Origin of the sequence: Georgenia sp. SUBG003, assembly GCF_000715355.2 — a bacterium.
Taxonomy (GTDB): Bacteria; Actinomycetota; Actinomycetes; order Actinomycetales; family Actinomycetaceae; genus Georgenia.
This window is the reverse complement of the sequence record NZ_CP180204.1, coordinates 2,363,833-2,388,653: the sequence shown is the minus strand read 5'-3', so window position 1 is coordinate 2,388,653 and position 24,821 is coordinate 2,363,833. Positions and strand designations below refer to the sequence as shown.

Below are 24,821 nucleotides of genomic sequence, written 5' to 3'. Positions count from 1 at the left end.
AGAAGAAGCCACAGATGTCCACCCTTGAGATCAAGAACCTCCACGTCTCCGTCGAGACGAACGACGGCCCGAAGCCGATCCTGCGCGGCGTCGACCTGACCATCAACTCCGGCGAGATCCACGCGATCATGGGGCCCAACGGCTCCGGCAAGTCCACCCTCGCCTACTCCATCGCCGGGCACCCCAAGTACACGGTCACCGACGGGGGAGGTGCTCCTCGACGGCGAGAACGTCCTGGAGATGAGCGTCGACGAGCGCGCCCGCGCCGGCATGTTCCTCGCCATGCAGTACCCGGTCGAGGTGCCCGGCGTCACCGTCTCCAACTTCCTGCGCACCGCCAAGACCGCCATCGACGGCGAGGCTCCCGCCCTGCGTCAGTGGGTCGGTGACGTCAAGGAGGCCATGGCGAAGCTGCGCATGGACCCCGAGTTCGCCCAGCGCGACGTCAACCACGGCTTCTCCGGCGGTGAGAAGAAGCGCCACGAGATCCTGCAGCTGGAGCTGCTGCGGCCGAAGTTCGCCGTGCTGGACGAGACCGACTCCGGCCTCGACGTCGACGCGCTGCGGATCGTCTCCGAGGGCGTCAACCGCGTCCACGAGAACACCGGTCTCGGCGTCATGCTGATCACGCACTACACGCGCATCCTCAACTACATCAAGCCCGACCACGTCCACGTGTTCGTCGAGGGCAAGGTCGCCGAGCAGGGCGGCCCGGAGCTCGCCGACCAGCTCGAGGCCGAGGGCTACGACAAGTACCTGACCGCCACGGTCTGAGAGGCATCCGCATGAACGCTGCCGGAACCCCGGTGGCCGGACAGCTCGCCGCACCGGCCGCCAGCCCCTCCCGCTCCCTGAGCGCGGAGGAGCTGGCGGCCGTGCGCGCCGACTTCCCGCTGCTCGGTCGCACGGTGCGTGACGGCCGCCCGCTGGTCTACCTCGACACCGCCGCCACCTCCCAGAAGCCGCAGTGCGTCCTCGACGCCGAGCAGGACTTCTACCTCCGGCGCAACGCCGCGGTCCACCGCGGCGCCCACCAGCTGGCGGAGGAGGCGACCGAGGCCTACGAGGCCGCCCGTGCCGCCGTCGCCGCCTTCGTGGGGGTGGAGGCCGACGAGATCGTGTGGAGCAAGAACGCGACCGAGGGGCTCAACCTCGTCACGTATGCCATGTCCAACGCCTCGCTGGGGCGCGGCGGCGACCGGGCCCGCGAGCTGTTCGGGCTCGGGCCGGGGGACGAGATCGTCGTCACCGAGGCCGAGCACCACGCCAACCTCGTGCCGTGGCAGGAGCTGTGCGCCCGCACCGGCGCCACCCTGCGGTGGATCTCCCTGACGGACGAGGGGCGCCTCGACCCGGCGAGCTTCGGCGTCGTCACCGAGCGGACCCGGGTCGTCGCCCTGACCCACGCGTCGAACGTGACCGGCGCCGTCAGCCCCGTGGCCGACGTCGTGGCGCTGGCCCGGAGGGCCGGCGCCCTCGTCGTGCTCGACGCGTGCCAGTCCGCGGCGCACCTGCCGCTGGACCTGAGGGCGCTCGACGTCGACTTCGCGGTCTTCTCCGGGCACAAGATGCTCGGGCCGACCGGCGTGGGCGTCCTGTACGGGCGGCGCGAGCTGCTCGAGGTCCTCCCGCCGTTCCTGACCGGCGGCTCCATGGTGCAGGTCGTGACCATGGAGTCCAGCACCTACGCCGAGGCCCCTGCCCGGTTCGAGGCCGGCACCCAGATGGTGGCCCAGACCGTCGGGCTGCACGCCGCCGTCGGCTACCTCGCCGAGCTCGGGATGGACGCGCTGGCGGACCACGAGGCTGACCTCACCCGGCTGCTGCTCGACGGCGTGGCCTCCGTGCCCGGCGTCCGCGTGCTGGGGCCGACGGACCCGGCGGACCGGCTCGCCGTCGTCGCCTTCGAGGTCGACGGCGTCCACCCGCACGACGTCGGCCAGGTCCTCGACGACGCCGGGATCGCCGTGCGCGTCGGCCACCACTGCGCCCAGCCCGTCCACCGCCGCCTCGGCGTCCACGCCTCCGCACGCGCCTCCGCGGGCGTCTACACGACGGCGGAGGAGATCGAGGCGTTCGTCGACCAGCTGGGCCGCGTCCGCCGCTTCTTCGGGGTGGACCATGGCTGACGCGATGGAGCAGCTGTACCAGCAGGTGATCCTGGACCACTCCCGCGAGAAGCACGGCGCGGGGGAGATCGACCCGTTCGACGGCGAGTCGTTCCAGGTCAACCCCACGTGCGGCGACGAGGTGCGCCTCCGGGTCCGCCTGGAACACGCCGACGGCCCGCCACGGGTCGCCGAGGTCGGCTGGGTCGGCCAGGGATGCTCGATCTCCCAGGCGTCCCTGTCGGTGCTCAACGACCTCGTCACCGGCCAGGACATCTCGACCGTGGACCGCCTCAACGAGGCGTTCCGCGAGCTCATGCACAACCGCGGCAAGGAGCTCGACCCGCACAAGCAGGACTCCCTCGAGGACGCCGCGGCGTTCGTGGGTGTCGCCCGTTACCCTGCCCGCATCAAGTGCGCCCTGCTCGGCTGGATGGCCCTGCGCGACGCCCTCGCCCACGCCCTGACGGCGGAGCCGTCCGAGAAGGAGGATTCATGAGCGAGACCGCCAACCCGGCGGCGGCGACGAACCCGTCGCCCACCACCGCGGCCGACGTCGAGGAGGCCATGCGCGACGTCATCGACCCCGAGCTGGGGATCAACGTCGTCGACCTCGGCCTCGTGTACGGGATCACCGTGGACCAGAACAACCACGCCGTGATCGACATGACGCTGACCTCGGCAGCCTGCCCGTTGACCGACGTCATCGAGGACCAGGCCGCCCAGGCGCTCGAGGGCCTCGTGGCCGGCCAGCGCATCAACTGGGTCTGGATGCCGCCGTGGGGGCCGGAGAAGATCACGCCCATCGGGCGCGAGCAGCTTCGCGCCATCGGCTTCAACGTCTGAGCCCGGCGTGTCTGTGGCCCCGCAGCTCCCCGTGAGCTGCGGGGCCGCCGCATCTCCCCTCGTCTCCCTCTTCACGAAGGCCCACGCAGGCGGTAGCGTCCCTTCTCGCATGCCGGAATAGGACTTTCACAGCGCACCGTGGTGGCCGCTCTCTCGCGCCACGCGGGCGCGCTGCGTGTTCCGGTCCATCTGCAGGGCTTCTACGAGGAGGTCATGTGTCCACCAGCAACGCGGTCAGCGCCAAGCATCCCGTCGACGAGATCCCACGACTCGACCGGCTCTTCCCCCTGGGCCTCCAGCACGTCCTGGCGATGTACGCCGGCGCGATCGCCGTCCCGCTCATCGTGGGCGGCGCGCTGGGCTACTCGTCCGAGGACATCGCGTTCCTCATCAGCGCCGACCTCTTCGTGGCCGGCGTCGCCACCCTGGTGCAGTCGATCGGCTTCTGGCGCTTCGGGGTCCGCCTGCCGCTGATGCAGGGCGTGACGTTCGCGGCAGTCGGCCCGATGATCGCCATCGGCACGCGGTACGACATCACGGCGATCTTCGGCGCGACGATCGCCTGCGGGCTCTTCATGATCGCGCTGGCGCCGGTGTTCTCCTCGATCCTGAGGTTCTTCCCGCCGCTCGTGACCGGGACGGTCATCATGATCATCGGCCTGTCGCTGATGGGCGTGGCCGGTGGCTGGATCACCGACAACCAGCCCACGGCGCAGCCGCGCGACCTCGCCCTCGCCGCCGGGACCCTCGTCTTCATCGTCCTGCTGGAGCGGTTCGCGCCGCCCGCGGTGGCGCGCGTCTCGGTGCTGCTCGGCCTCGTCGTCGGCACGCTCGTCGCGATCCCGTTCGGGCTGGTGGACTGGTCCGGAGTCGGGGACGCCGGCTGGTTCGCCGTCATCACGCCGCTGCACTTCGGCCTGCCGACCTTCCCGGTCGCCGCCGTCATCTCGATGCTCGTGGTGGGGCTCGTGATCATGACCGAGACCACCGGTGACATGGTCGCCGTCGGGGAGATCGTCGACCGCCCGGTCGGCAGGCGTCAGCTCGCCGACGGTCTGCGCGCCGACGGCCTGTCGACGATGCTCGGCGGATTCTTCAACACCTTCCCGTACACCGCCTTCGCGCAGAACGTCGGCCTGGTGAGCCTGACCCGCGTGAAGTCACGGTGGGTGACCGCCATGTCCGGCGTCATCCTCATCGCGCTGGGCCTGGTGCCCAAGGTGGCCGCGATCGTCGAGGGCGTGCCGCGCGCCGTCCTCGGCGGCGCCGGGATCGCCCTGTTCGGGATGGTCGTCGCCTCCGGGGTCCGCACCCTGGCGCGGGTCCACTTCACCAACACGAACGTCCTCGTGGTCGCGATCTCCGTGGGCGTCGCACTGCTGCCGACGGTCCAGCCGGACATCTACGCGGAGTTCCCCGACTGGTTCCAGCTCATCTTCCACTCCGGCATCAGCGCCGGCGCTCTCACCGCGATCCTGCTCAACCTGCTGCTCAACCGGGAGCAGACGAGGGCGGACAGCGACCAGGCGGTCCAGGAGGCGCGGCGGATCCCGAAGAGTCTCAGCAGGCCGGACGAGGTCCGCCGGGCCGAGGCGGCCCGGGCGGAGGCGGCCCGCGTGGAGGGCGACCCCGGCCGCTGACGCCGACCGCCTGCGAGCACGCCGAGTGCGCGCGAGTACGCCGACCGCTACCGGAAGTCCGGTAGCGGTCGGCGTTCTTCGCCGCGGTGGGCGGGGCGCGGCGTCCGACCCGGATCGGCGGGTGGACACGGGCACGGGCCTCGGTTGCTACAGCTGTCCGGCGGAGAAGGTGTCGCAGGCCGCCATCGAGCCCTGCTCGTAGCCGGTGGTGAACCAGCGCATGCGCTGCTCGGCGGAGCCGTGCGTCCAGGCCTCGGGGTTGACCTCCTGGCCCGCGCCCGCCTGGATGCGGTCGTCGCCGACGGCGGCCGCGGCCTCGAGCGCGTCGGAGACCTGCTCGGCGGTCGCTGCCGCAGCAGCGGGGGCGCCCTCGGGGGGAGTCGGGGTCCGGGACCGTGGCGGCGTGCGAGAGCCACATGCCCGCGTAGCAGTCGGCCTGGAGCTCGAGGCGCACGCCGTCGGAGGCGGGGCCGGTGTCCTGGCGGTCGATGGCGTCCATGACGCCCTGCTGGTTGGAGATGTGGTGGCCCCACTCGTGGCCGACGATGTACAGCTGCGCCAGCGGCGCGTTCTCGGCACCGAGCTGCGTCTCGAGCTGGTCGAAGAACCCCGTGTCGAGATAGACGCTCTCGTCCGGCGGGCAGTAGAACGGGCCGACGGCGGAGGTGGCGTTTCCGCAGCCGGTCGTGACGGAGCTCTCGAACACCTCGAACGCGGGCTGGCGGTACTCCACACCGGCCTGCTCGGGCAGCGCCGTCTGCCAGAACGCGTCGAGCGACTCCGCGCCAGCCACCATCCGGCACTCGACGTACCGGTTGGCGTCCGCGCCCGTGCGGCAGTGCTCGAGGCTGATGCCGCTCTCCTGCTGCGACGGCTCGCCGCCGCCGCCCACCAGCCCCGAGACGTCCTGGCCGGTGAGCAGGTAGACGAGGAGCACGACGATCCCCGCCCCGCCACCGACCGCGACACCCTTGCCGCCGCGGGACGTGCGCACGCGGCCGGAGCTGATCCGGCCCCCCTCGTTGAAAGTCATGCGCCCCAAGGTAGTTCCGCGGCCCGTACCCGGCGCGTGGTGAGAGCAAATTCTCTCGGCACCCTGGAGCCGGCGACGTAGACTGGCCCGTGCACCGCTCCCGGTGCCCCCAACACCCCGTCACCGTCCTGAGGTCTGCCCTGTGATCACTGCCCATGACGTCTCCGTGCGTATCGGCGCCCGCGAGCTGCTCCACGAGGCCAGCTTCCGCATCGACGCCGGCATGCGCATCGGGCTCGTCGGGCGCAACGGTGCCGGCAAGACCACCCTGACCAAGCTGCTCTCCGGGCAGGACGAGACCGCGTCGGTCGTCCAGCACACCGGCCAGATCGTGCGCACCGGGCAGATCGGATACCTGCCCCAGGACCCCCGCACCGGTGACCTGGAGGTGCTGGCGCGGGACCGCGTCCTCTCGGCCCGGGGCCTGGACGACATCATCCGGCGCATCCGCCGCGCCGAGCAAACCATGAGCACGGCCGAGGGGGCCGCCCAGCAGAAGGCCATGGAGAAGTACGTGCGCCTGGACGCCGAGTTCACGGCGCAGGGCGGCTGGGCCGCGGAGTCCGAGGCGGCCCGCATCACCTCCAACCTGGGCCTGCCGACCCGCGTGCTGGAGCAGCCGCTCGAGACGCTCTCCGGCGGTCAGCGGCGCCGGGTCGAGCTCGCCCGGATCCTCTTCTCCGGCGTCGACATCCTGCTGCTGGACGAGCCGACGAACCACCTCGACCACGACTCGATCGTCTGGCTGCGCGACTACCTGAAGAGCTACTCCGGCGGGTTCGTCGTCATCTCCCACGACGTCGAGCTGCTCCGGGAGACGGTCAACCACGTCTGGCACCTCGACGCCAACCGCGGCGTGCTGGACGTCTACAACATGGGCTGGGACGCCTACGTCAAGCAGCGCGAGGCCGACGAGCGTCGTCGTCGCCGTGAGCGGGCCAACGCGGAGAAGAAGGCCGGCGCGCTCCTGGCGCAGGCGGACAAGATGCGCGCCAAGGCCACCAAGGCGGTCGCCGCGCAGAACATGGCACGGCGGGCGGAGCGGCTCCTCGCCGGGATGGACGAGGTGCGCCGCGCCGACAAGGTCGCGCACCTGCGCTTCCCCGACCCGGCGCCGTGCGGGAGGACCCCGCTCACGGCCGAGGGGCTGAGCAAGTCGTACGGCTCGCTCGAGGTCTTCACCGACGTCAACCTCGCCATCGACCGCGGCTCCAAGGTGGTCATCCTGGGCCTGAACGGTGCGGGCAAGACCACCCTGCTGCGCATCCTCGGCGGGGTGGAGGAGCCGGACACGGGCGAGGTGGTCCCCGGGCACGGCCTGAAGGTGGGCTACTACGCCCAGGAGCACGAGACGCTCGACCTCGAGCGGACCGTGGTGGAGAACCTCCGCTCGGCCGCGCCCGATCTCGACGACACCGGGGTGCGCAGCGTGCTGGGCTCGTTCCTGTTCTCCGGCGAGGACGCCGACAAGCCCGCCAAGGTGCTCTCGGGAGGGGAGAAGACCCGCCTCGCCCTCGCGGTGCTGGTGGTCTCCTCGGCGAACGTGCTGCTCCTCGACGAGCCCACGAACAACCTCGACCCGGCCAGCCGCGAGGAGATCCTCGGTGCGCTGCGGGCCTTCACGGGCGCCGTCGTCCTCGTCACCCACGACGAGGGGGCGGTCGAGGCGCTGAACCCCGAGCGGGTGCTCCTGCTGCCGGACGCGGACGAGGACCTCTGGAGCGACCAGTACCTCGAGCTCGTCACGCTCGCCTGAGCCGCGGGCGGTCCACCGGTCAACGGTGAGGATTCGACTCCCCTGAGGCACCGGATCCTCACCGTTGTCCGTCCGGCGCTCGGGCGCGGCGACGGACCGGCCGTTTCAGCTCTCGGCGTGGGACGACGGCGGGGCCTTGCGTGCGCTCGCGGGTCCGTCGGCCTCGGACGTCACGGGCGGGGCCGCGGTCTGGTCGGGCGTCCGGTCACCGAGGCGCCGACGGCGCGCATCCAGCCGGGCATGCCGTGCCCGATCCCGACGTCGACCGGCCGGGGAAGAGCTGGGCCAGCGTGGCGACCTCCATCGCGGCGAACGCGGCGTTGCGTGCGCCCGCGGGCAGGATCCCGATGCCGACCCGGATCGTGCGCGTCGAGGCGAGCACGGCCGCGGCCTGCGCCACGCCGCCGCGGAAGCCGAGATCCTCCACCGCCCACAGCTCGTCGAACCCGAGCTCCTCCGCCCGTGCCGCGTACTCGAGCACGGACGAGGCCGCGAGGTCGCGGGGCAGCATCACCCCGGTGCTCGCGGCGGCGGCCCGGGCGGTCGTCTCGGACATGGCCCAGAGGCTATCCGCGGGACGCGAGCCTCACAGCGGCTCCAGCGCCGCGGCGACGGCCACCATCTGCTCGAGGACGGCCAGCGTCGCCGCGCGCGGCTCCGAGCGCGTGTCCCGGTGGCGGACGAAGAGGCGGCGCGTGCCCAGCCCGGGCAGGGCGGCCCACTGCACGTTCTCCGGCAGCTGGCGCCGCATGGCCAGCTCGGGCAGCAGCGCGATGCCGAGACCCGCGGCGACCATGGCCAGGGCCACGTCGAAGTCCAGGTAGCGGTGCGCCGTGCGCGGGGTGAACGACATCTCGGCGGCGAGCCGTGCCAGCGCCCGGTCGGCGGCCCCCTTGGGCTCCGGGGCCAGCCAGGTGCGTCCGACGAGGTCCAGCAGCCCCGCGGGCTCGGGGTCCGTCGCGGGCAGCGCGACGACCCACGGCTCGTCCAGGAACGGCACGTCCCGCGTGCCCGCCGGCGCCGGCGTCGGCGTCGAGACGTCGTGCTCGATGACGAGCAGGTCCAGCTCTCCGCGGCGCAGCGCGCGGCGGCCGTGCTCCTCGGCCACCTCGTGGACCACGAGCTCCACCCCGGGCAGGCTCTGCTCGAGGCCCGCGAGCAGCGGCACCAGCACCGCGCGGATCGCCGTCTGGAACGCACCGACGACGACGACGCCCGAGATGTCTCCCTCCAGCGCCGCGAGCGAGCGGCGGGTCTCGCCGAGCTCCGACTCGATCCGCTCCGCGGTGTCGGCCAGGACCCTTCCGGCCGGGGTCAGCGTGGCACCGGAGGGCTGGCGGTCCAGCACCTTCACGCCGGCTTCCGCCTCCAGACGCGCTATTTGCTGGGACACGGCAGAGGGGCTGACGTGCAATGTGTCGGCCGCGGCGAGGACGCCTCCGGACCGGCTCACGGCCAAGAGGAAACCAAGCCTGCGTGGGTCGATGTCCATGAAGCACAACTGTATACCGGATGCCGATTCATTCGATTGCTCTTTATGGCCGAGGGCGTCACGATTGACCCGTGCCCGAGATCGTCGCCTCCGTGATCGTCACCGCCGGCTGGATCGGTGTCGTCGTCCAGCTGGTGGCCTACGCCCTGCTCTCCACCGGTCGCCTCCCGGCCGGTTCCGTGAGCTACCAGGGCCTCAACGTCTTCGGCGCCGTCGCCGTCGGTTCGAGCTCCGCGGCCTCCGGCGCCTGGCCCTCCGCCGTCGCCAACGGGATCTGGATCGCGATCGGCGTGGTCGCGATCGTCGCGCTCAAGCGCCACTTCGTGGCACGGCGGTTCCGGGCCGCGGCACGCTCGGCGCAGCAGCTGCACGAGCTCCGGCTGGAGCGTGCCCGCCGCGCCGCCCGCCGCTCGGTCGTCTCCCCCGCCAAGGACGGACCGACGGCGGAGGTCGGTCCCGTCCCGGGCCCGCTGTCCGACCGGCCGCTCCAGGCGGGATCCTCCCGTCCGGCCGGCCGCACGGAAGGCCGAGGGCGGCGGCGTCACCGCCCGTCCCGAGATAAGCTCACCGTCTGACGGACCCCCGGCTCAGCTCTCCTTCGCCCTGAGCTGCGCGAGCCGGTCACGGATCTCCTCGACGGCGGCCTCGGCGTCGTCGTGCGCCGCCGCAGCGGTGTCCCGCGCGTCCTCGGCGTCGTCCAGCCGGCCCTCCGCCCCGGCCAGGGTGTGCTCGCGCTCGTCGAGCTGGCGCCGGAGTTCCTCGATCTCCGATCGCAGCTGCAGCACCCGCGCCTCGATCCGGTGCACGTTGTCCTCCGCGGAGCGAAGGTCCCGCTCGGCCGACGACGCCCTGTTCTCCGCCTCGGTCTCCTCCTGCTCGACCTTGGCGATCTCTGCGCGCAGCGCCGCCGCGGCGTCCTCCTTGCTCCGGCGCCCGCCACGTCCGGGCGCCGCCTTCCGCCCGGCCGGTCGTGGCGCACGCTCCCCCCAGGGCCTCCGGTACGGCCAGCACCCCAGTGAGATCGACCGGGTCGAGCCCGGTGGTGACCATCGGCTCCACGAGGAGCCCGGTGCGCAGGGCGGCCTCCGCGCCCTCGTCGGCCATCGCCGCCTGCAGCGTCGCGGCAGCCTGCTGCGCCGCCACGTCGTTGACCTTCTGCCCGAGGTCCGCCGCGACCTTCCGTCCCTGGCGCACGACGGCGTCGACGAGCTGGCGGCGCTGCCGGTTGAGCGTTTTCAGCTCGGCGGCGTCGAGGTCCTCCTGCGCCTCGCGCATGGCCTGGCCGAGCTCGAGCACCTGCTCGATCTCGTCGGTCATGTGCCGCACCATCACGTTGGCGAGCCAGGCGGCGCCAGCCGGCTTGCGCAGGGCCTTGACCTCCCGGGCCAGCTGGGGCTCGCCGTCGGCCCTGGCCTGCTTCGCCCGGTCGTCACGGGCCCTGACGAACTCGCCCGGCAGGAGCCCGTAGAGGTCGACCGCGGCGGCCAGCAGGTCACGTGTGCTCACCGGCTCAGCCTGCCTGGGCGGTGGAGGTGACGCGGAGCGCGATGCCGTCGCTCCAGGGCAGGAGCACCCACGGCACCAACGGCGGGCGCGCGGTGGCGGTGAAGGTGACCTGCGCCGTCGTTCCGTCCGGCGTTCCGGTCGGCTCCGCGACCCGCAGCCTGTCGAACTCCGCGACGAGGGCAGGGGGCGCCGCCCGCAGATACTGCTGCACCGCGGCCGCGACGGAGGCGTCGGAGACCGGGACACGGGTGGACTGCCCCGGCGATCCGGCCCCGGCGTAGTACGCGGCCGGGTCGACGGCGTCAGCGGCGTCGGCGGCCGCGCCGTCCGCCAGCGCGAGGAGCCGCTTGCGCTCGATGTGCACGGCGGAGGCGCTCGCGACCACCAGCACGAGCACGAGCACGAGCACGCCGAAGGCGAGGGTCAGCAGCATGATCTGACCTTGCTCCGGCCCGCCTGCCGGCGCCAGCCGTCGGCGCAGCGCGCTCACCGCACCTCCCGGAGCTGCGGCACGGCCGCGACGTGGGCGGCACCGACCGGCACGGCGGCCGGCACCACGTCGGCGACGAAGTCGGGGACGAGCGGCAGGTCCACCCTCGCGGCCACCTCGACCACCACCTTGGCCCCGGGCGACAGGCACGGCTCCTCGGCGCACCTGACCCGCAGCGCCTCGGCACCCTCGACGGCCACGCCCTGGTCCTCGAAGGCCAGCTCCACCGCGAACCGCGCCGCGGACACCCCCTCCTCCAGGTTCTCCGCCCGGGCCAGGATCCGCCCAGCCTCACGGGCCGCCCCCTCCGCGGCGAACGCGGCCGCCTGCACCTGCGCCAGCGTCAGCACGAGGTAGACCACCGGGACGAGGAGCAGCAGGCTCACGCCGAGGAACTCCACGACGGCGCTGCCTCGCTGAGGATCACCCGCCGCACGCACCCGGCCGCCCAGGGCCGCCGTGAGGCGACGCGACAGGGAGACGACCCGCACCGGCGACGACACCACGGCCCGGGACCGAGCAGCGGCGGCCCGGAACAGCGGCAGGGCGCCATGCAGCGTTCCCGACGGACCGCTCATCCGAGCGGCTCCTCGAGGACCGCGTGCCCGCTGACGTCCAGCACCCCCGACGGGCCAAGCAGGCCCAGCACCGGGAGCGGAGCGCTCACCTCCACCCGGACGAGGGTGACCCCGCCCCGCTCCACATGGGCAGCCGTCACGTCCCGCGCGTAACGGGGCGACAGGGTCAGGCCGACGAGCTCGCGGGTGCGTGCCACCCCCTCCGCCGGGCTCGCGCCCACCAGCGCCGCGTGACGGGCCCCCTCCGAGGCAGAGTCCACCAGCGTGTTCCGCACGTGCAGCCCAAGCACCAGCTGGACCAGCGCGGCGACGATCGTGACCACCAGCACCGAGACCAGCACGAACTCCACGACCGCGGACCCACGCTCGAGACCAGCCGCCGGCGCCTTCCGGAACCCCGCCGGCCGCCGACGAGCCCGCCACCGAAGCGCCCACCCCCGCCCGGCAGGCACGCCGATCAGAAAGCCAGCACCCGGTTCATCGCCGTTTCGAACACCGTCGACAGCGCGGGGCCGGCCAGGGCCCAGATCGCCACCACGAGACCGGCGGTCATGAGCGTCACCAGCACCCAGCCCGGCACGTCGCCGCGTTCGGGGTCGTCGTCCCCGGCCCAGCCGAGGCGGGCGGCGACCAGCGTGAGCAGGGTGGTCCACATGTCGTTCTCCTCCGGAGTGGTTTTCCTTCGTGCCCGGCCGTGCCGGGAGGGACTTCGAGCTCACAGGCCCACCTGAAGCACCGCGAGACCCGGGAAGATCGCGAAGAGGACCGTGACGGGAAGAACCAGGAACACGACCGGCACCATCATGCCGAGCTCCTTCTTCCCGCCGGTCTCCATCAGCTGCCGCCGGGCGGTCTCGCGGGCGTCCTGCGCCTGCGCGCGGAGCACCTCGGCCAGCGGCGTGCCGCGCTCCAGCGCGACGGCGACACCCTCGGCGAAGCGGGCGACCGAGGGCTCGTCCGTGCGTGCGGCCATGTGCTCGAGGGCGAGGGCGAGCGGCACTCCTGAGCGTGCCTCGGCCAACGTGCGGCGCACGTCGACCGCGAGCTCGCCGTTGGTCGTGCGCGCGATCCGCTCGAGCGCACCGACCGGCCCCTCGCCCGCAGACACCGCGAGGGCCAGCAGCTCGGCGATGTCGGGCAGCTCCATCGCCATGCGCTGCTGCCGACGCCGCACCTGGCGAGTCAGCGCCTGGTCGCGGGCCACCGCCCCGCCGACGGCGCACAGCAGCACGCCGACGAGCAGCGGGACGAACGGCGCGCCTCTCAGGACACCGATCGTCAACGCGCCGAGGAGCCCGGCGGCCAGACCGACCGCGGCCCACATCAGCTGCTCGGTCCGGAACTGGTCGTGCGTCGTCGTGCCGCCGAGCAGCTGGAGGCGGCGGCGGATGCTCACCGAGGACGAACCGAGCCGCTCCAGGAAGCGCCCGGCGTCGTCGACCATCGGAGCGAGCAGCCGCTCGAGCGTCGGGAACGGGGTGTGCACCGGCCGCTCCGCCAGCAGGCGTGAGGTACGTGGACGTTCCCGCAGGTACGGGGCGATCCGGTCGTCGAGGGTGATGCGCCGTGCGGCCAGGCGCCACAGCACCAGGCAGACCCCGACGCCCCCCGCCAGGCCGACCAGCGCCCCCAGCGCCGTGGCACTCACCGGAGCACCCGCGTCTCCTCGGGCAGACGCCCGATCCGGATCATCAGGAGGTAGGCGAGCGCGGAGCAGCCCGCACCGGACGCCAGGACGACCACGCCCAGGGCGGAGTTGTACGCCTGCGCCGTCTCCGTGCGTGTCGAGAGGAGCAGGAGCACCACCCAGGGGGCGGCGACGGCCAGCCGGGCACCGGCGACCGTCCAGGACTGGCGTGCCTCGAGCTCGCCCCGGGTGCGCAGGTCGTCGCGGATCATCCTCGCCAGCGTGCGGAGCAGCCGGCCGAGGTCGGTGCCGCCGACCTCGCGGGTGAGCCGCAGGGCCTCCACGATCCGGTCGGCGACCGGGTCCGCCAGCCGCGCCTTCAGCGTCTCGAGGGCGTCGACGAACCTGCCGGTGGCCCGGTAGTCCTCGGCGAACTGGCGGAACTCCGTCCTGACCTCCTCCGGACCGCGCTCGCCGAGCGCGATCAGCGCCTCGGGCAGGGAGAGACCTGCCCGGATCGCCGACGCCAGATCGTCGAGGACCTCGGGCCAGATCGTCCGGAGCTCCGTGCGGCGGCGGCGGGCACGGGACCGCACCACGAGCGAGGGCGCACCCGCCACTATGACCGCGAAGCACGCCGCGATGGGGGGGTGCACCGGTCAGCGCCGCGGCGGAGACGAACGTGACGAGACCGAGCAGCCCGGAGGTGACCAGGAACGACGCCGGGGTGACCGTCGGGGCGCCGGCCTGGACGAGCAGATCCTGGGTGCGGTCCGCCCAGCTCGACGCCTTCCGTCTCGGCGCCGCCCTCTCGAAGAAGGAGAACCAGATGCCGAGCAGACCGGCTCCGAGCAGCAGCCCGACGACGACGCCCACGTCTACCGCCCCGCGCCGGCGAGGAGGCTTGCCAGGTCGTAGCCGGCACGGCGGAAGCGCTCGGCGTCGTCGGGAAAGCCTGAGGAACGCAGCAGGTGCCCGTCCCGGCGGACGAAGAGCTCGGCCGTCTCGACGACGCCATCCTCCACCCGGCCGGTCACCGCGACGATCTCCCGCACGCTCCGGCGTCCCTCCCGGTCGAGCTCGAGGTGCACCACCAGGTCGACCGCAGCCGCCACCGTGGGCACGACGAACGCCGCGGTGACGTTCTCCCCGGCGAGGAGCGGAAGGGTGCACAGCTTCGTGACCGCCTCCCGTGCCGAGTTGGCATGGAGGGTGCACATGCCAGGGATGCCGGCGTTGAGCGCGACGAGCATGTCGAACGCCTCGGCCTCACGGACCTCCCCGATGATGATGCGGTCGGGGCGCATGCGCAGCGCCTCCTTCACCAGCCGGCGCAGCGGCACCTCTCCCGTGCCCTCGAGGTTCGCCTGCCGGGTCTGCATCGCCACGACGTCCCGGTTGGCCAGCCGCAGCTCGAAGACCTCCTCCGCCGTGATGAGACGCTGCCCTGCCGGGATCGCCCCGGCGAGCGCGCCGACCATGGTCGTCTTTCCCGCCTGCGTGGCACCGGAGACGAGGATGTTCATCCCGGTCACCACCGCCGCGTCGAGGAAGGTGGCCGCCTGCTGCGTGAGGGAGCCGAGGGCGACGAGATCGCTGAGACGCCGGGCACGGGTGACGTACTTGCGGATGTTGACCGCCCACGCCGAGCGAGTGATGTCCGGGATCACGACGTGCACTCTCTCGCCCGTGGCGAGAGAGGCGTCGACGAACGGCGTCGACAGGTCCAGGCGACGCCCGGAGGCCCGGAGCATCCGCTCGACGAGATCGCGCACCTGCCCCTCCTCGAGGATCGTCGTCGTCAGCTCGGACCGCCCCGACCGGGCCACGAACACCTTGCCCGGCTCGTTGATCCAGATCTCCTCGATCTCGGCGTCGTCGAGGTAGCGCTGCAGCGGTCCGAGGCCGGCGACGGCGTCGACGACCTCCTTCGCCGCCGCCTCCGGGTCGCCGATCGGCGGCACCAGCCCGGCCACCGACCGGTCGTCGTAGTCGGCCAGCGCGGCGGACACCAGCTCCCGGACGCCGTCGGCGTCGCGCGCGGGGTCGACCCCACGGCGACGGACGAGCTCGCGCACCTCGCTCTCGAGGAGCGCCACCCCTTCGTCCACCCGCCACCCCCATGGTCGGTAGAGCGACCGGCCCCCACCGGTCATGCCCGGAAACTAGCGGAGGAACCGCTCACGCGGTAGAGCGCCGTCCGAATCTGTGGACAACGGGCGACCGTGCGCGGTCCGGGGCGAGGCGCTCCCTCAGCCAGACTTCGCACGCCGTCTCGAGCCGGGGGCAGCCAGCTACCCACGTCTACTCGTCGCGCCTCCGTGCCGCGGCTGCGCGCCGCTCGCGCCGGGAACGAAGCTCCTCGAGACGCTCGGACCGCTCCTCGGGGCTGAGCTTCGTCACGGGCGTGCCGGAAGTCGTGCCGCGGCGCTCCGACGGACCGAACCGTGCGCGCCAGTCGCGGCGGACCATGATGACGGACCACAGCGCGAGCGCCACGGCGAGCACGGTCAGCGGCCACCGCACTGCCGCGGGCGCGCTGCTGTCCACCCCGACGCCGACGAGGAGTATCAGGGCGCTGCCCGCGGGCACCATGCCGAGGAGCATGCGCAGGCCGGGCTGCCAGCCGTACACGTAGAACCGCATGACCCAGCGGGTGAACCGCGACTCGTACGTGGGGATGAGGGACAGAGCCACGCTGGTCGCGGTGAACCCGAACGTGGATCCGCGGTCGGCCCACATCGTGTACGTCAGGGCGTCGCCACGGAAGCTCGGGCGCAGCGACCGGATGAACGCCGTCCACGACAGCGCGATTAGCGAGAAGGCGGCGAACGACAACGCCCCGAGCGCGCCGGAGCCGAAGACCACCCCTCCGACCACCACGAACAGGGGCATCGCGACGTACCTCTCCAGCGTGCTCGCCGCCGCCAGCAGCTCCCACGTCTCGATGGGCACGTCCCAGACGACGGACGACAACGCCAGCAGCGGGAGCATCCCGTAGCCCAGTGCCAGCACGAGAGCACCGATGGCGGACCACACGAGCGACACCATGAGGTACCCGAGAGGACGCAGCGCCAGGGCGACCCCGCCCGGCGGCCGCGGGTCGGGGGCGGCGGCGCTCCTGGTCACCGTCGACGACCCCGACACCATCACGTCGGTCACAGCACGCACAGCACGGCCCCCTGAACCCCTGACGTTTCCCGAGCGGTCGAGGCCCACCCGCGGCCGCCTCGCACCGTCCGCATCCTAGGGGCGGAGACTGTCGCGGCGTGCGGCACCGGGCAGTCCCCGGCGGAGCGTGCCACCCGCCGACGACACTTCACGGGCCGGGGACGTACTCCTTCAGCCGGCGCGCGAGCGCGACGTCGCCCTCGACGCTCACCGCGGCCGCCTCCACGGGGACGCGTCCGTAGCCGGCGAGGAGGACCGCGTCGTCGTCCCCGCTGATGACGACGGCGTGCGGGCCGGTGGGGCTGACCCAGGCGGCCCCGTCGTACTCCGCCTCCACGCGCACGCTCGTCCCGCGCAGCAGGAAGGCGGTGCCGGGCGGCGGGGCCACGACGGCGTCTGCCGCGAGGGCGGGCCAGAACGCCTGCAGCACCGCGGCGGCCGCGGCGTGGGTGCCCGTGGTGAGCCTGCTCTCGCCGCCGACGGCGTGGGCGAGGTCGCTGCGGTGCAGCGCCGCCTCCATGACGAAGACGTGCAGCGCCAGCCCGAGCGGGACGTCCCCGTAGGGCATGGGCAGCACGGTGCCCGGGCCGCCCGGCACCGCCGCCAGCGCGGTCAGGAGGCGCTCGTGCGCGCGCCCCAGCGCGCGGGGCAGGAGCTCACGAGCCTCCGCGAAGGTGGTCCCCTCGGCGCGCCGCCCGGGGGCGGGGGCCCTGCCGTCGAGCTCGCCGCCGCCACCGCCGCGCGCTTCACCTTCTCCTTCACCCGCCGCCCCGGCCCGCTCTGCCGCGAGCTCGAGCGCGTCGGCCTCGAGCGTCATGCCCCCAGTGCACGTGCATGGCGAGATCCTCGACCGTCCACCCCCTGCAGCCGCGTCGGTGCGTCCCAGCTTGCGCCGTCGAGCAGCTCGAGGAAGGCGGCCCACTCCCGGCCGATGAGGGTCGCTGCGTCGTCGTTCATGCGTGCTCCAGCTCTCGTGCCAGCGGTGTCATGCCCAGGGCGGCGGCGTCGGCCCGGGCGCGGCCCTCCAGCTCCGCGCCGCCGCGGAGACCGGCCCCCCGCAGGGTGCCGTGACCCGGGCCGTCGGCGGCGGCGGTCAGTCGCCGAGGGCGACCAGCGTCTCGCGCCGCTCGGCGATGACCTCGGGCAGCACGGTGGCCAGGGCGTGCCCGTCACGGCCCTGGACGGTCGGCACGCCGTGCTCGGCGGTGGCGTTGCGCAGGGCGGGCGGCTCCTCGATGGCCTCCGGCGTGCCGTGCGCCAGCACCTGCTCCGTCGCGGAGAGCTGCCGGATCGCGATGGCGGCGATGTGCCTGGGGTGCTCGCGGGCCAGCTCGTCGTAGATCATCGGGTCGTGCTGGCCGTCGTCGCCGACCAGCACCCAGCTGATCTCCGGGAACGTGATCAGCAGGTTCCGCAGCTGCGTGCGCTTGTGCTCGATGCCGGAGCGGAAGAAGCCGGTCGGCGTCGGCCCCCAGTCGGTCATGAGCATCGGCCCCTCGGGGTAGCCGTGCTGGTCCATGAACCGCCGCAGCGTCGGCACCGTGTTCCACGCACCGGTGGAGAGGTAGAAGATCGGCGCGCTCGGGTTCTTGGCGAGGAGGTTGCTGTACAGCTCCGCCATGCCCGGCACGGGCTTGCGGGTGGAGGTGTGGCGCACGAATGTGTTCCACGCCGCGATGAGGGCGCGGGGCAGCATCGTCACCATGATCGTGTCGTCGATGTCGGAGACGATCCCGGCGCGCACGCTCGGATCGACCACCAGCACCTTGGCCCTGACCGGCTCCGCCGCCTTCGCCTCGATGGTGATCTCGTGCCAGCCGGGCTCGAGCCCGTGGTCGCGCACCATCACGTCGATGTAGCCGCCGCGGTCGGTCATGCTGCGGATGGACTGGCCGTTGGCGTGCACCGTCACCGGGAGGAAGCCCACCTGGGCGGTGAAGAAGGACCGCCACCCGCGCTGCGCCTCGGCCGCGACGTTGATCGGCCCGACCGGCGCCACCTCCTCGATCGCGTCCGGGTCCTCCTCGGCGATCTCCGGGTCGGCCATGATCACGCGGCCGATCACGTGCAGGCTCTGGACGGAGCCGTAGCCCGTGTGGCCGATGGTGCGCGGTCGCCAGCCCTTCTTCTTGAGGTAGACGACGCTTCGGCGGTTGATGGCGTCCTCGACGGAGGCGGCGACGCGCGACAGTCCCATGAGTCACACGCTAGTCGGAGCGTGGAACGGTGGCGACGCGGGCCGCGGCGACGGCGTTCGTCGCACCGCGACCGGTGGCCGGCCCGCGGCGCCCCACGCACTGCGGCCCGTGGCCGCGGGCGGCGGCCGGCGCAAGGCGGCCAGCCGCACGGCGCACGGCAGCCGGCGACCCGGAGGTCACCGGCTGCGCTGCACGGCCTGCGGGGGGGAGCGGCTGGGCTCAGACACCGTCGCCGTGGATGTGGCGGTCGTCCCGGCGCTCCACGCGCTCGGTGTGGGTCGTGTTCGTGCGTTGGCTGTGCATGATGAGCGCGATCACCAGTGCGATCACGCCGGCAGCCATGCAGATGTACCCCACCATCGACAGGTCGACGCCCTCGATGACGTCCGACACCGCGAAGGCCAGGATCGCCCCGATCACGATGAGGAAGATTCCTCCACCGATCCCCATGCCAGGCTCCTCTCGTCACGACCCGACGCTGCGGGTCTGGTGGGCACAGTGTGGCGGGAGTTGTAGCGGCCCGCACCCGCAGGAGAACTCGGCCGGCTCGGCTTCCGCGCGCTCCGGGCCAGCGCCGCGCCGCCCGGGCCGCCGCTTTCACCGCCTAGAGACCGCGGATGCCGACCGCCCTGCCGCAGGTGCGCGCCACGTGGTCCAGGTGGGCCGAGCGTGCCTCGACGACCCGGTGGTAGTGGCCGAACAGCTCGAAGCTCACGGTCCCGAACAGCATGGTCCACGCGTCGACCACCGCGATCACCGCGCGAGGGTCGATCCCGTCCAGTCCGTCCGACTCGACCGGCAGGTCCTGCAGCACCTGCGCCGTCCGGTCCGCGGCGTCCGCGCGCAGCTCCTCGGGCACGGGCGGCCCGGGAGGGGGCTCGAGGCCCGCGCCGGCGGCGGCGTCGACGGCGATCCGTGCCAGGAGCAGTGCGACGCCCGCCGCCGGGACCGCCGTGTCCTGCGGGGCGACGTAGCCGGGCACCGGGGAGCCGTAGATGAGCGCGTACTCGTGCGGGTGGTCCAGCGCCCAGCCGCGGACCGCCCGGAAGACGGCGAGCCACCGGCCGGCGAGGTCGGCGCGGGGAACGTCCGACTCCGCCGTCGTCGCGGCGTCCGCGACGCCCTGGTAGGCCTCGAGGATCAGGGCGGTCAGCAGCGCGTCCCGGTTGGGGAAGTACCGGTAGACGGCGGACGGCGACATGCCCAGCTCCCGGGTGACGGCGCGGACCGACAGGGTCGCGGCACCACGCTCGGCCAGGTGCCGGCGGGCGGTGTCGGTGATCTCGCGGACGAGCTCGGCGCGCGCTCGGTCACGGATTCCCATGGTTGTCACGGTCCGAGTGTCTCACGCGTGAGAGCGGTGCACCGAAACGTGAACAGTGTTCTTGACAGGACGGTGACGCCCGCTGAACACTGTTCTTGGCAGAGAACAGTGTTCACACCCGAGGAGTCGTCATGGCCCTGCACGTCATCGTGGGCGCCGGTCCCGTCGGCGCCACGCTCGCCCGCCAGCTCGCCGACGCCGGCCACGAGGTCCGCGTCGTCACCCGCTCCGGGGCTGGCCCGCACGACCCGCGTGTGCGTCGGGTCCGGGCGGACGCCTCGAGGGCCGCGGACCTGGCCCCGCACGTGCACGGCGCCGTCGCCCTGCACAACTGCGCCAACCCGCCCAGCTACGAGCTCTGGGCGGCCCAGTGGCCGCCGCTCGCCGCCTCGCTGCTCGCGGTCGCCGAGCAGACCGGGGCCGTCCTCGTCACGATGAGCAACCTCTACGGCTACGGGCCGGTCGAGGGCGCGATCACCCCGGACCACCCCCTGGCGGCGGCAGGCAGGAAGGGACGGCTGCGGGCAGGCATGTGGCTCGAGGCGCTCGCCGCCCACGGGGCGGGCCGCGCGCGCGTCGTCGAGGTGCGGGCCTCGGACTACGTCGGCCCGGGCGTCGGGCCGGCGAACGGCATGCTCGCCCGCTACGCGGCCGCCGCCTGCGCGGGCAGGACGGTCTACGCGTTCGGTGACCCGGACGCGCCGCACAGCTTCACCCACGTCCCCGACGTGGCGCGCACGCTTGCCGTCGTCGCCACCGACGAGCGCGCCTGGGGGGCAGGCGTGGCACGTGCCGTCGCCGCCCGCCGTGACCGTGCGGCGTGCCGTGACCGAGCTCGCGGCCACGGCCGGGCGGCGCGCACCCCGGATCGTGCGGGTCCCACGGCCGCTGCTGCGGCCGCTGCACCCGTTCGTCCCGGTGCTGCGCGAGCTGGACGAGGTCATGTACCAGTGGGAGCGGCCCTTCGTCATCGACGCCGGGGCCACGACGCGGACCTTCGGCCTCACGGCCACGCCGTGGGCACAGGTCGTGCGCGAGACGGCGGAGGGAGTGCTCGGCGCCGCGCCCGCCGAGGTGCCCTGACCCCAGGTTTGCGGCGAGCGGGGCCGGCCGGTTCGAATGACCCGACCAGCTCCCGCCAGAAAGGCAGCCGCCATGGCCTACGTCCTGCTCCTCCTCGCCATCGTGGCGGAGGTCGTCGGCACCTCGCTGATCAGGTCCACCGAGGGGTTCACGCGCCTGTGGCCGACCGTGGCCACGCTCGGCTGCTACGGCGTCGCCTTCTTCTTCCTGGCGCAGTCCGTGAAATCGGTCCCGGTGTCCGTCGCGTACGCCATGTGGTCGGGGCTGGGCACCGCGGCCATCGCGGCGATCGGGGCGGCCTTCCTCGGGGAGCCGCTCACGCTGGCCAAGGTGGCCGGCATCGGGTTGATCGTCGCAGGCGTGGTGATCCTCAACCTCGGCGGGGCCCACTGAGCCGGCCACGTAGCATCGACGGGGCTCCGCGCCCTGCCGGCGGCACGGAGCCCCTCGTCCACGTCGCCGGAGCGGAGGAGACCCGGTGAGCGTGCCGACGTCCGTGATCACCCGTGACCGCCTCGCCACGCTGCCGGAGGCGGACAGCCCGGTCAGGCCGCTGCGGATGCGGCTCGTGGCCCTCGCGATCACGGTCGGGGGCCTGCTCTTCGGCTACGACACCGGCGTCATCGCGGGTGCCCTGCCCTACATGACCCGCCCGGCCGACGAGGGCGGGCTCGACCTCACCGCGCAGGCGGAGGGCCTGGTCACCTCCTCCCTGCTCGTCGGAGCCGCCTTCGGCGCCCTGCTCGCCGGCCGGCTCGCGGACCGCCACGGACGACGGCGGACCGTCCTGGCCCTCGCCGTCGTCTTTCTCGTGGGTGCCCTGGGCACCGCGCTGGCCCCGGGGCTGGCGACCATGGTGGCGGCCAGGGTGGTGCTGGGGCTCGCCGTCGGGGGCGCGTCGGCCACGGTGCCGGTGTTCCTCGCCGAGCTCGCCCCGAAGGAGAGGCGGGGCACGTACGTGGCGGTCGACCAGCTGATGATCGTCACCGGCCAGCTGCTCGCGTACACGACGAACGCCCTGCTGGCGAACACCGTGGACAGCCCCCACACCTGGCGCTACATGCTCGCCCTCGCCTCCGTCCCCGCGGTGGCGCTGTGGATCGGCGTGCACCTCGTGCCGGAGACGTCGCGCTGGTACGCCGCCCGGGCCCGGTACGGCGACGCGCTCACCACGCTGCGGCGCTCGCGGCCCGCCGGTCACGACAGCGTCGGCGAGCTGCTGGAGATCGTCGAGGTCGCCCGCGACGAGCGCAGCCGGGACCGCTACGGGTGGCGCGAGCTCCGCCTGCCGTGGGTGCGGCGCCTGCTGGTCGTGGGCACCGGCATCGCGGTGATCCAGCAGGTCAGCGGCGTGAACACGATCATGTACTACGCCCCGCTCCTGCTCGGTCTCGCCGGGCTGGCCACGGACGCCGCCCTGACCGCGACCGTCGCGAACGGCGTCGTGTCCGTGGTGGGCGCGCTGGTCGGGCTGCGGATCGTGCGCCGGCTGCCGCGCCGGACGATGCTCCTGGTGGGCCAGACGGGCATCCTCGGCTCACTGCTCGCCCTCAGCGCCGTGTTCGCGCTCGCGGTGGAGCCCGCGCTGGCCGCCGGCGAGGTGCCGCCCGCCGCCGTCAGCCTCGCCGTGCTCGGGTTCATGCTCGTGTTCCTCCTCTTCCAGCAGGCCGCGCTCTCCCCGGTGACGTGGGTGATGCTCTCCGAGGTCTTCCCGCTGCAGCTGCGCGGCCTGGGGATGGGCATCGCCGTGTTCCTGCACTGGTGCGTCAACGCCGCGATCTCCTTCGCGTTCCCGGTCCTGGTCGCGGCGGTCGGCGGGGCGACGACGTTCCTCGCCTTCGCCGTCGTCAACGTCGGTGCGATCACGTTCGCGCGGCGGACGGTCCCCGAGACCTCCGGCCGGTCCCTCGAGGAGATCGAGGCAGACTTCCGCCTGCGCCACGCGTGACGCGACCCCGCCCCGGAGCCCGGAGGGGGTGGTACCCCGCCCAGGACGCGCGAGGGGAGGGAGAGCAGGAAGGGCGGGCCGGGCCCCGACGCGGACCCGCCGGGCACCCGAAAGGACGAGGGGCACGTATGAGATCCGCGTGCCCCTCTGGCGCCGCGCGCACGGCGGTTCCTAGCCTCGAGGTGCGGATCGCCCGTCGGTCGCCGACGACGACGAGACGGGTCTCGCGGGCGACGTCGCCCGCCGAAGCGTGCTCCATGGCCGACTCCCGAAGGTGAATGCCATGCGTTCCAACGTCGCAGCCCAGCACCGGAACCGGCACCGACGGTGGTCGAGGGCGTTCGGCGCCGCACTCGTGTGCCTCGGCCTCTGCGGTGCCGGCGCCGTCGTCGCCTCGGCGGCGTTGCCGCCGCTCCCGCCGTCGGGCGCAGTCCCCGCGCTGGACGAGACGCAGACGTTCCCGTCCGGCTCCGGCGACATCGCCGACGACCCGGCGGTCTGGGTCCACCCCACCGACCGGTCCAGGTCGGTCGTCGTGGGTACGAACAAGGCGACGGGAGGAGGGCTCCAGGTGCACGACCTCGCCGGCAACCGCATCCAGTACCTGAACATGGGCGACGCGCAGAACAACGTCGACGTCCGCGGGAACCTGTTCGTCTCCTCCGACCGCGGCGACCGGCAGCTGGAGTTCCTGACGATCAACATCTCGACCCGCACGCTCCAGCGCGTCGGCACGGTCGGCGTCGGCTTCGAGCCGTACGGGGCCTGCCTGTACAGGGCGCCGGACGGGGCGCTGTACGCGTTCGTCACGAAGGTCGGCGGCGGCGACTTCGACCAGTACCGGCTGACCGTCGGATCGACCGTGACGGCCCAGAAGGTCCGTGACATGTCGACGTCGACGCAGTCGGAGGCGTGCGCCGCCGACGACGTGGGCGGGCACGTCTACCTCGCCGAGGAGGACCGGGGTCTGTACAGGTACTCGGCCTCTCCGACCGGGGGGGACGAGCCGGACGGCGGTCGACGTGGTCGGTGCCGGCCACCTCGTGGCCGACGTGGAGGGCGTGACGATCGCCCGCGACCGCACGAGCAGCAGCGGACACCTCATCGTGTCCTGCCAGGGCAACCACACCTTCCAGGTGTACGACCTCGCGGCACCGCACACGTGGCGGAAGCAGTTCACCGTCGCCGGGTCGAGCGCGAACGGCACGGACGCGGTCACCAGCTCCGACGGGGTCGACGTCACCCGGGCGGCGCTCGGAACGACGTTCCCGCAGGGAGTCTTCGTGACGCACGACGCCGCGAACACGGGCGGCCAGATGTCGAACTTCAAGCTCGTCGACGCCGGTGACGTCCTGGGTGACTACTGACTCTCCGGGCCGGCGGGGGACTCCAGCGCGGCGAGCAGCCGGGGCCTGACCGCGTCGATCCAGGCGATGCGCCGGTCCACCCGTTCCTGGCCGCCGCTGCGTTCCCACATGTCGATGAACGCCTGCTCGCCGCGGGCGACCCGTGACAGGACGAACGCGCCGCCCCGGTGGACGCCGGCCACCACGTGGTCCAGGAGGCAGGCCCTGGCGGCGCCGCGGGGAACGCCGTACGCGTCGGCGACGATCCGCAGGCGCGAGCCGACGTCGAAGCCGGACCGTCCGTACACCAGCGCGTCCTGCTCGGTGTCGATCGGCACCCAGTGCCTGGCCAGGACCGCCAGGTCGTGGAGCGGGTGCGTGGGAGCGGCGAACTCGAAGTCGATCAGTGCGACAGCCCGCCCGTCCCGCACGACGACGTTCTCCACGCACACGTCGTTGTGCCCCACGAGGGGACCTCCGTCGGGGTGCGAGAGCTCGGTGTTCCAGTCGGCGCCGGACGGGGGGGACGAAGTCACGAACCGCCTCGTGGAACTCCCGGAGCAGGCGCGCGGTCGACGCGAGGAGCTCGGGAGCGAGGGACCAGCCCGGGAAGGGTGGGACGGCGACGTCGCCCGGGACGTACCGCAGACGCTCGCGGCCCAGCTCGTCGAACCC

At 73.2% G+C, this 24,821-nt stretch carries 29 protein-coding genes and 4 pseudogenes; 14 read left to right on the top strand and 19 right to left on the bottom strand.

Annotated elements, in window-relative coordinates:
* Nucleotides 1–14 precede the first annotated feature (14 nt).
* The 5 genes and pseudogenes from sufC (at nucleotide 15) to DA06_RS11965 (ending at nucleotide 4,594) form a co-directional block, all read left to right on the top strand.
* Nucleotides 15–774 (top strand): annotated as a pseudogene (gene sufC, locus DA06_RS11985) (Fe-S cluster assembly ATPase SufC).
* A gap of 11 nt (nucleotides 775–785) precedes the next feature.
* Nucleotides 786–2,129 carry a SufS family cysteine desulfurase gene (locus DA06_RS11980; RefSeq protein WP_043500351.1) on the top strand — a complete coding sequence of 448 codons (1,344 nt, stop codon included), beginning with the start codon at nucleotides 786–788 and terminating at the stop codon, nucleotides 2,127–2,129.
* Nucleotides 2,122–2,607, top strand: coding sequence for a Fe-S cluster assembly sulfur transfer protein SufU (sufU, locus tag DA06_RS11975; RefSeq protein ID WP_043500349.1), 486 nt, complete (start codon nucleotides 2,122–2,124; stop codon nucleotides 2,605–2,607). The genes DA06_RS11980 and sufU overlap by 8 nt, the downstream gene beginning before the upstream one ends.
* Nucleotides 2,604–2,954: a metal-sulfur cluster assembly factor gene (locus DA06_RS11970; RefSeq protein ID WP_043500347.1), complete on the top strand. Its 351-nt coding sequence runs from the start codon at nucleotides 2,604–2,606 to the stop codon at nucleotides 2,952–2,954. Before sufU ends, DA06_RS11970 begins: the two co-directional genes overlap by 4 nt.
* A 215-nt stretch (nucleotides 2,955–3,169) precedes the next feature.
* On the top strand, nucleotides 3,170–4,594 hold the full coding sequence (locus tag DA06_RS11965) for a nucleobase:cation symporter-2 family protein (protein ID WP_418607817.1): 1,425 nt from the start codon (nucleotides 3,170–3,172) through the stop codon (nucleotides 4,592–4,594).
* 147 nt (nucleotides 4,595–4,741) lie between these two features.
* On the opposite strand, the gene DA06_RS11960 is transcribed toward DA06_RS11965, so the two are convergent.
* A complete protein-coding gene (locus tag DA06_RS11960; RefSeq protein WP_418607993.1) occupies nucleotides 4,742–4,882 on the bottom strand; it encodes a neutral zinc metallopeptidase in 141 nt (46 codons plus the stop codon).
* A gap of 169 nt (nucleotides 4,883–5,051) precedes the next feature.
* Nucleotides 5,052–5,627, bottom strand: a pseudogene (locus DA06_RS11955) (neutral zinc metallopeptidase); the annotation flags it as partial.
* Between the two features lie 142 nt (nucleotides 5,628–5,769).
* Between DA06_RS11955 and DA06_RS11950 the strand changes: the two are divergent.
* A complete protein-coding gene (locus DA06_RS11950) occupies nucleotides 5,770–7,383 on the top strand; it encodes an ABC-F family ATP-binding cassette domain-containing protein (protein WP_043500345.1) in 1,614 nt (537 codons plus the stop codon).
* Between the two features lie 205 nt (nucleotides 7,384–7,588).
* Here DA06_RS11950 and DA06_RS11945 read toward each other — a convergent pair whose 3' ends face one another.
* A complete protein-coding gene (locus DA06_RS11945) occupies nucleotides 7,589–7,939 on the bottom strand; it encodes an LLM class flavin-dependent oxidoreductase (RefSeq protein ID WP_418607816.1) in 351 nt (116 codons plus the stop codon).
* Between the two features lie 30 nt (nucleotides 7,940–7,969).
* On the bottom strand, nucleotides 7,970–8,875 hold the full coding sequence (locus DA06_RS11940) for a LysR family transcriptional regulator (protein ID WP_043500331.1): 906 nt from the start codon (nucleotides 8,873–8,875) through the stop codon (nucleotides 7,970–7,972).
* Between the two features lie 71 nt (nucleotides 8,876–8,946).
* Here DA06_RS11940 and DA06_RS11935 point away from each other — a divergent pair, with 71 nt between their 5' ends.
* Nucleotides 8,947–9,450, top strand: a complete 504-nt coding sequence (locus DA06_RS11935; protein ID WP_052436674.1) for a CBU_0592 family membrane protein — start codon at nucleotides 8,947–8,949, stop codon at nucleotides 9,448–9,450.
* A gap of 46 nt (nucleotides 9,451–9,496) precedes the next feature.
* Here the strand turns inward: DA06_RS11935 and DA06_RS11930 are convergent, their stop codons facing one another.
* The 7 genes from DA06_RS11930 to DA06_RS11900 form a co-directional block, all read right to left on the bottom strand.
* The gene (locus DA06_RS11930; protein WP_418607814.1) at nucleotides 9,497–10,381 is read right to left on the bottom strand and encodes a hypothetical protein; all 885 of its coding nucleotides are present in this window, start codon (nucleotides 10,379–10,381) and stop codon (nucleotides 9,497–9,499) included.
* Nucleotides 10,382–10,385: 4 nt separating this feature from the next.
* Nucleotides 10,386–10,871 (bottom strand): hypothetical protein, encoded by a 486-nt coding sequence (locus DA06_RS11925; RefSeq protein WP_418607813.1) that lies wholly within the window; start codon nucleotides 10,869–10,871, stop codon nucleotides 10,386–10,388.
* Nucleotides 10,868–11,449 carry a pilus assembly protein gene (locus DA06_RS11920; RefSeq protein ID WP_418607812.1) on the bottom strand — a complete coding sequence of 194 codons (582 nt, stop codon included), beginning with the start codon at nucleotides 11,447–11,449 and terminating at the stop codon, nucleotides 10,868–10,870. The genes DA06_RS11925 and DA06_RS11920 overlap by 4 nt, the downstream gene beginning before the upstream one ends.
* A complete protein-coding gene (locus DA06_RS11915) occupies nucleotides 11,446–11,799 on the bottom strand; it encodes a TadE/TadG family type IV pilus assembly protein (RefSeq protein WP_418607810.1) in 354 nt (117 codons plus the stop codon). Before DA06_RS11915 ends, DA06_RS11920 begins: the two co-directional genes overlap by 4 nt.
* Before the next feature lie 107 nt (nucleotides 11,800–11,906).
* A complete protein-coding gene (locus DA06_RS11910; protein ID WP_043500325.1) occupies nucleotides 11,907–12,104 on the bottom strand; it encodes a hypothetical protein in 198 nt (65 codons plus the stop codon).
* 60 nt (nucleotides 12,105–12,164) lie between these two features.
* Nucleotides 12,165–13,097, bottom strand: a complete 933-nt coding sequence (locus DA06_RS11905) for a type II secretion system F family protein (protein WP_043500323.1) — start codon at nucleotides 13,095–13,097, stop codon at nucleotides 12,165–12,167.
* Nucleotides 13,094–13,696: a type II secretion system F family protein gene (locus DA06_RS11900; protein WP_418607809.1), complete on the bottom strand. Its 603-nt coding sequence runs from the start codon at nucleotides 13,694–13,696 to the stop codon at nucleotides 13,094–13,096. Before DA06_RS11900 ends, DA06_RS11905 begins: the two co-directional genes overlap by 4 nt.
* A gap of 1 nt (nucleotide 13,697) precedes the next feature.
* On the opposite strand from DA06_RS11900, the gene DA06_RS11895 reads away from it, so the two are divergent.
* Nucleotides 13,698–13,994: a hypothetical protein gene (locus DA06_RS11895; RefSeq protein ID WP_418607807.1), complete on the top strand. Its 297-nt coding sequence runs from the start codon at nucleotides 13,698–13,700 to the stop codon at nucleotides 13,992–13,994.
* Here DA06_RS11895 and DA06_RS11890 read toward each other — a convergent pair.
* The 7 genes from DA06_RS11890 to DA06_RS11860 form a co-directional block, all read right to left on the bottom strand.
* Nucleotides 13,955–15,232, bottom strand: coding sequence for a CpaF family protein (locus tag DA06_RS11890; protein ID WP_052436673.1), 1,278 nt, complete (start codon nucleotides 15,230–15,232; stop codon nucleotides 13,955–13,957). The genes DA06_RS11895 and DA06_RS11890 overlap by 40 nt on opposite strands.
* 148 nt (nucleotides 15,233–15,380) lie before the next feature.
* Nucleotides 15,381–16,205, bottom strand: a complete 825-nt coding sequence (locus DA06_RS11885) for a hypothetical protein (RefSeq protein ID WP_418607805.1) — start codon at nucleotides 16,203–16,205, stop codon at nucleotides 15,381–15,383.
* A gap of 190 nt (nucleotides 16,206–16,395) precedes the next feature.
* Complete coding sequence (locus DA06_RS11880; protein ID WP_043500316.1) at nucleotides 16,396–17,064, bottom strand: hypothetical protein; 669 nt, start codon at nucleotides 17,062–17,064, stop codon at nucleotides 16,396–16,398.
* Nucleotides 17,061–17,204 (bottom strand): hypothetical protein, encoded by a 144-nt coding sequence (locus DA06_RS11875; protein ID WP_418607803.1) that lies wholly within the window; start codon nucleotides 17,202–17,204, stop codon nucleotides 17,061–17,063. Before DA06_RS11875 ends, DA06_RS11880 begins: the two co-directional genes overlap by 4 nt.
* A 136-nt stretch (nucleotides 17,205–17,340) precedes the next feature.
* Nucleotides 17,341–18,444 (bottom strand): App1 family protein, encoded by a 1,104-nt coding sequence (locus tag DA06_RS11870; RefSeq protein WP_043500307.1) that lies wholly within the window; start codon nucleotides 18,442–18,444, stop codon nucleotides 17,341–17,343.
* A 220-nt stretch (nucleotides 18,445–18,664) separates the two neighbouring features.
* Nucleotides 18,665–18,895 (bottom strand): DUF6458 family protein, encoded by a 231-nt coding sequence (locus tag DA06_RS11865; protein WP_043500305.1) that lies wholly within the window; start codon nucleotides 18,893–18,895, stop codon nucleotides 18,665–18,667.
* Nucleotides 18,896–19,049: 154 nt separating this feature from the next.
* Nucleotides 19,050–19,769, bottom strand: coding sequence for a TetR/AcrR family transcriptional regulator (locus tag DA06_RS11860; RefSeq protein WP_043500303.1), 720 nt, complete (start codon nucleotides 19,767–19,769; stop codon nucleotides 19,050–19,052).
* Between the two features lie 131 nt (nucleotides 19,770–19,900).
* Here DA06_RS11860 and DA06_RS11855 point away from each other — a divergent pair.
* The 6 genes and pseudogenes from DA06_RS11855 to DA06_RS11830 form a co-directional block, all read left to right on the top strand.
* Nucleotides 19,901–20,473, top strand: a pseudogene (locus DA06_RS11855) (FAD-dependent monooxygenase); the annotation flags it as partial.
* An 85-nt stretch (nucleotides 20,474–20,558) separates the two neighbouring features.
* Nucleotides 20,559–20,852, top strand: coding sequence for a hypothetical protein (locus DA06_RS11850; protein WP_418607802.1), 294 nt, complete (start codon nucleotides 20,559–20,561; stop codon nucleotides 20,850–20,852).
* Nucleotides 20,853–20,924: 72 nt separating this feature from the next.
* A complete protein-coding gene (locus tag DA06_RS11845) occupies nucleotides 20,925–21,245 on the top strand; it encodes a DMT family transporter (protein WP_043500302.1) in 321 nt (106 codons plus the stop codon).
* Nucleotides 21,246–21,330: 85 nt separating this feature from the next.
* Nucleotides 21,331–22,800: a sugar porter family MFS transporter gene (locus tag DA06_RS11840; protein WP_418607800.1), complete on the top strand. Its 1,470-nt coding sequence runs from the start codon at nucleotides 21,331–21,333 to the stop codon at nucleotides 22,798–22,800.
* Nucleotides 22,801–23,083: 283 nt separating this feature from the next.
* Nucleotides 23,084–23,794: pseudogene (locus DA06_RS11835) on the top strand (phytase); the annotation flags it as partial.
* Entirely contained in the window at nucleotides 23,682–24,167 is a 486-nt protein-coding gene (locus DA06_RS11830) for a phytase (protein WP_418607991.1), read from the top strand. The pseudogene DA06_RS11835 and the gene DA06_RS11830, both read left to right, overlap by 113 nt.
* Here DA06_RS11830 and DA06_RS11825 read toward each other — a convergent pair.
* Nucleotides 24,161–24,682, bottom strand: a complete 522-nt coding sequence (locus DA06_RS11825) for a phosphotransferase (protein WP_052436671.1) — start codon at nucleotides 24,680–24,682, stop codon at nucleotides 24,161–24,163. The genes DA06_RS11830 and DA06_RS11825 overlap by 7 nt on opposite strands.
* Nucleotides 24,683–24,821: the final 139 nt, after the last annotated feature.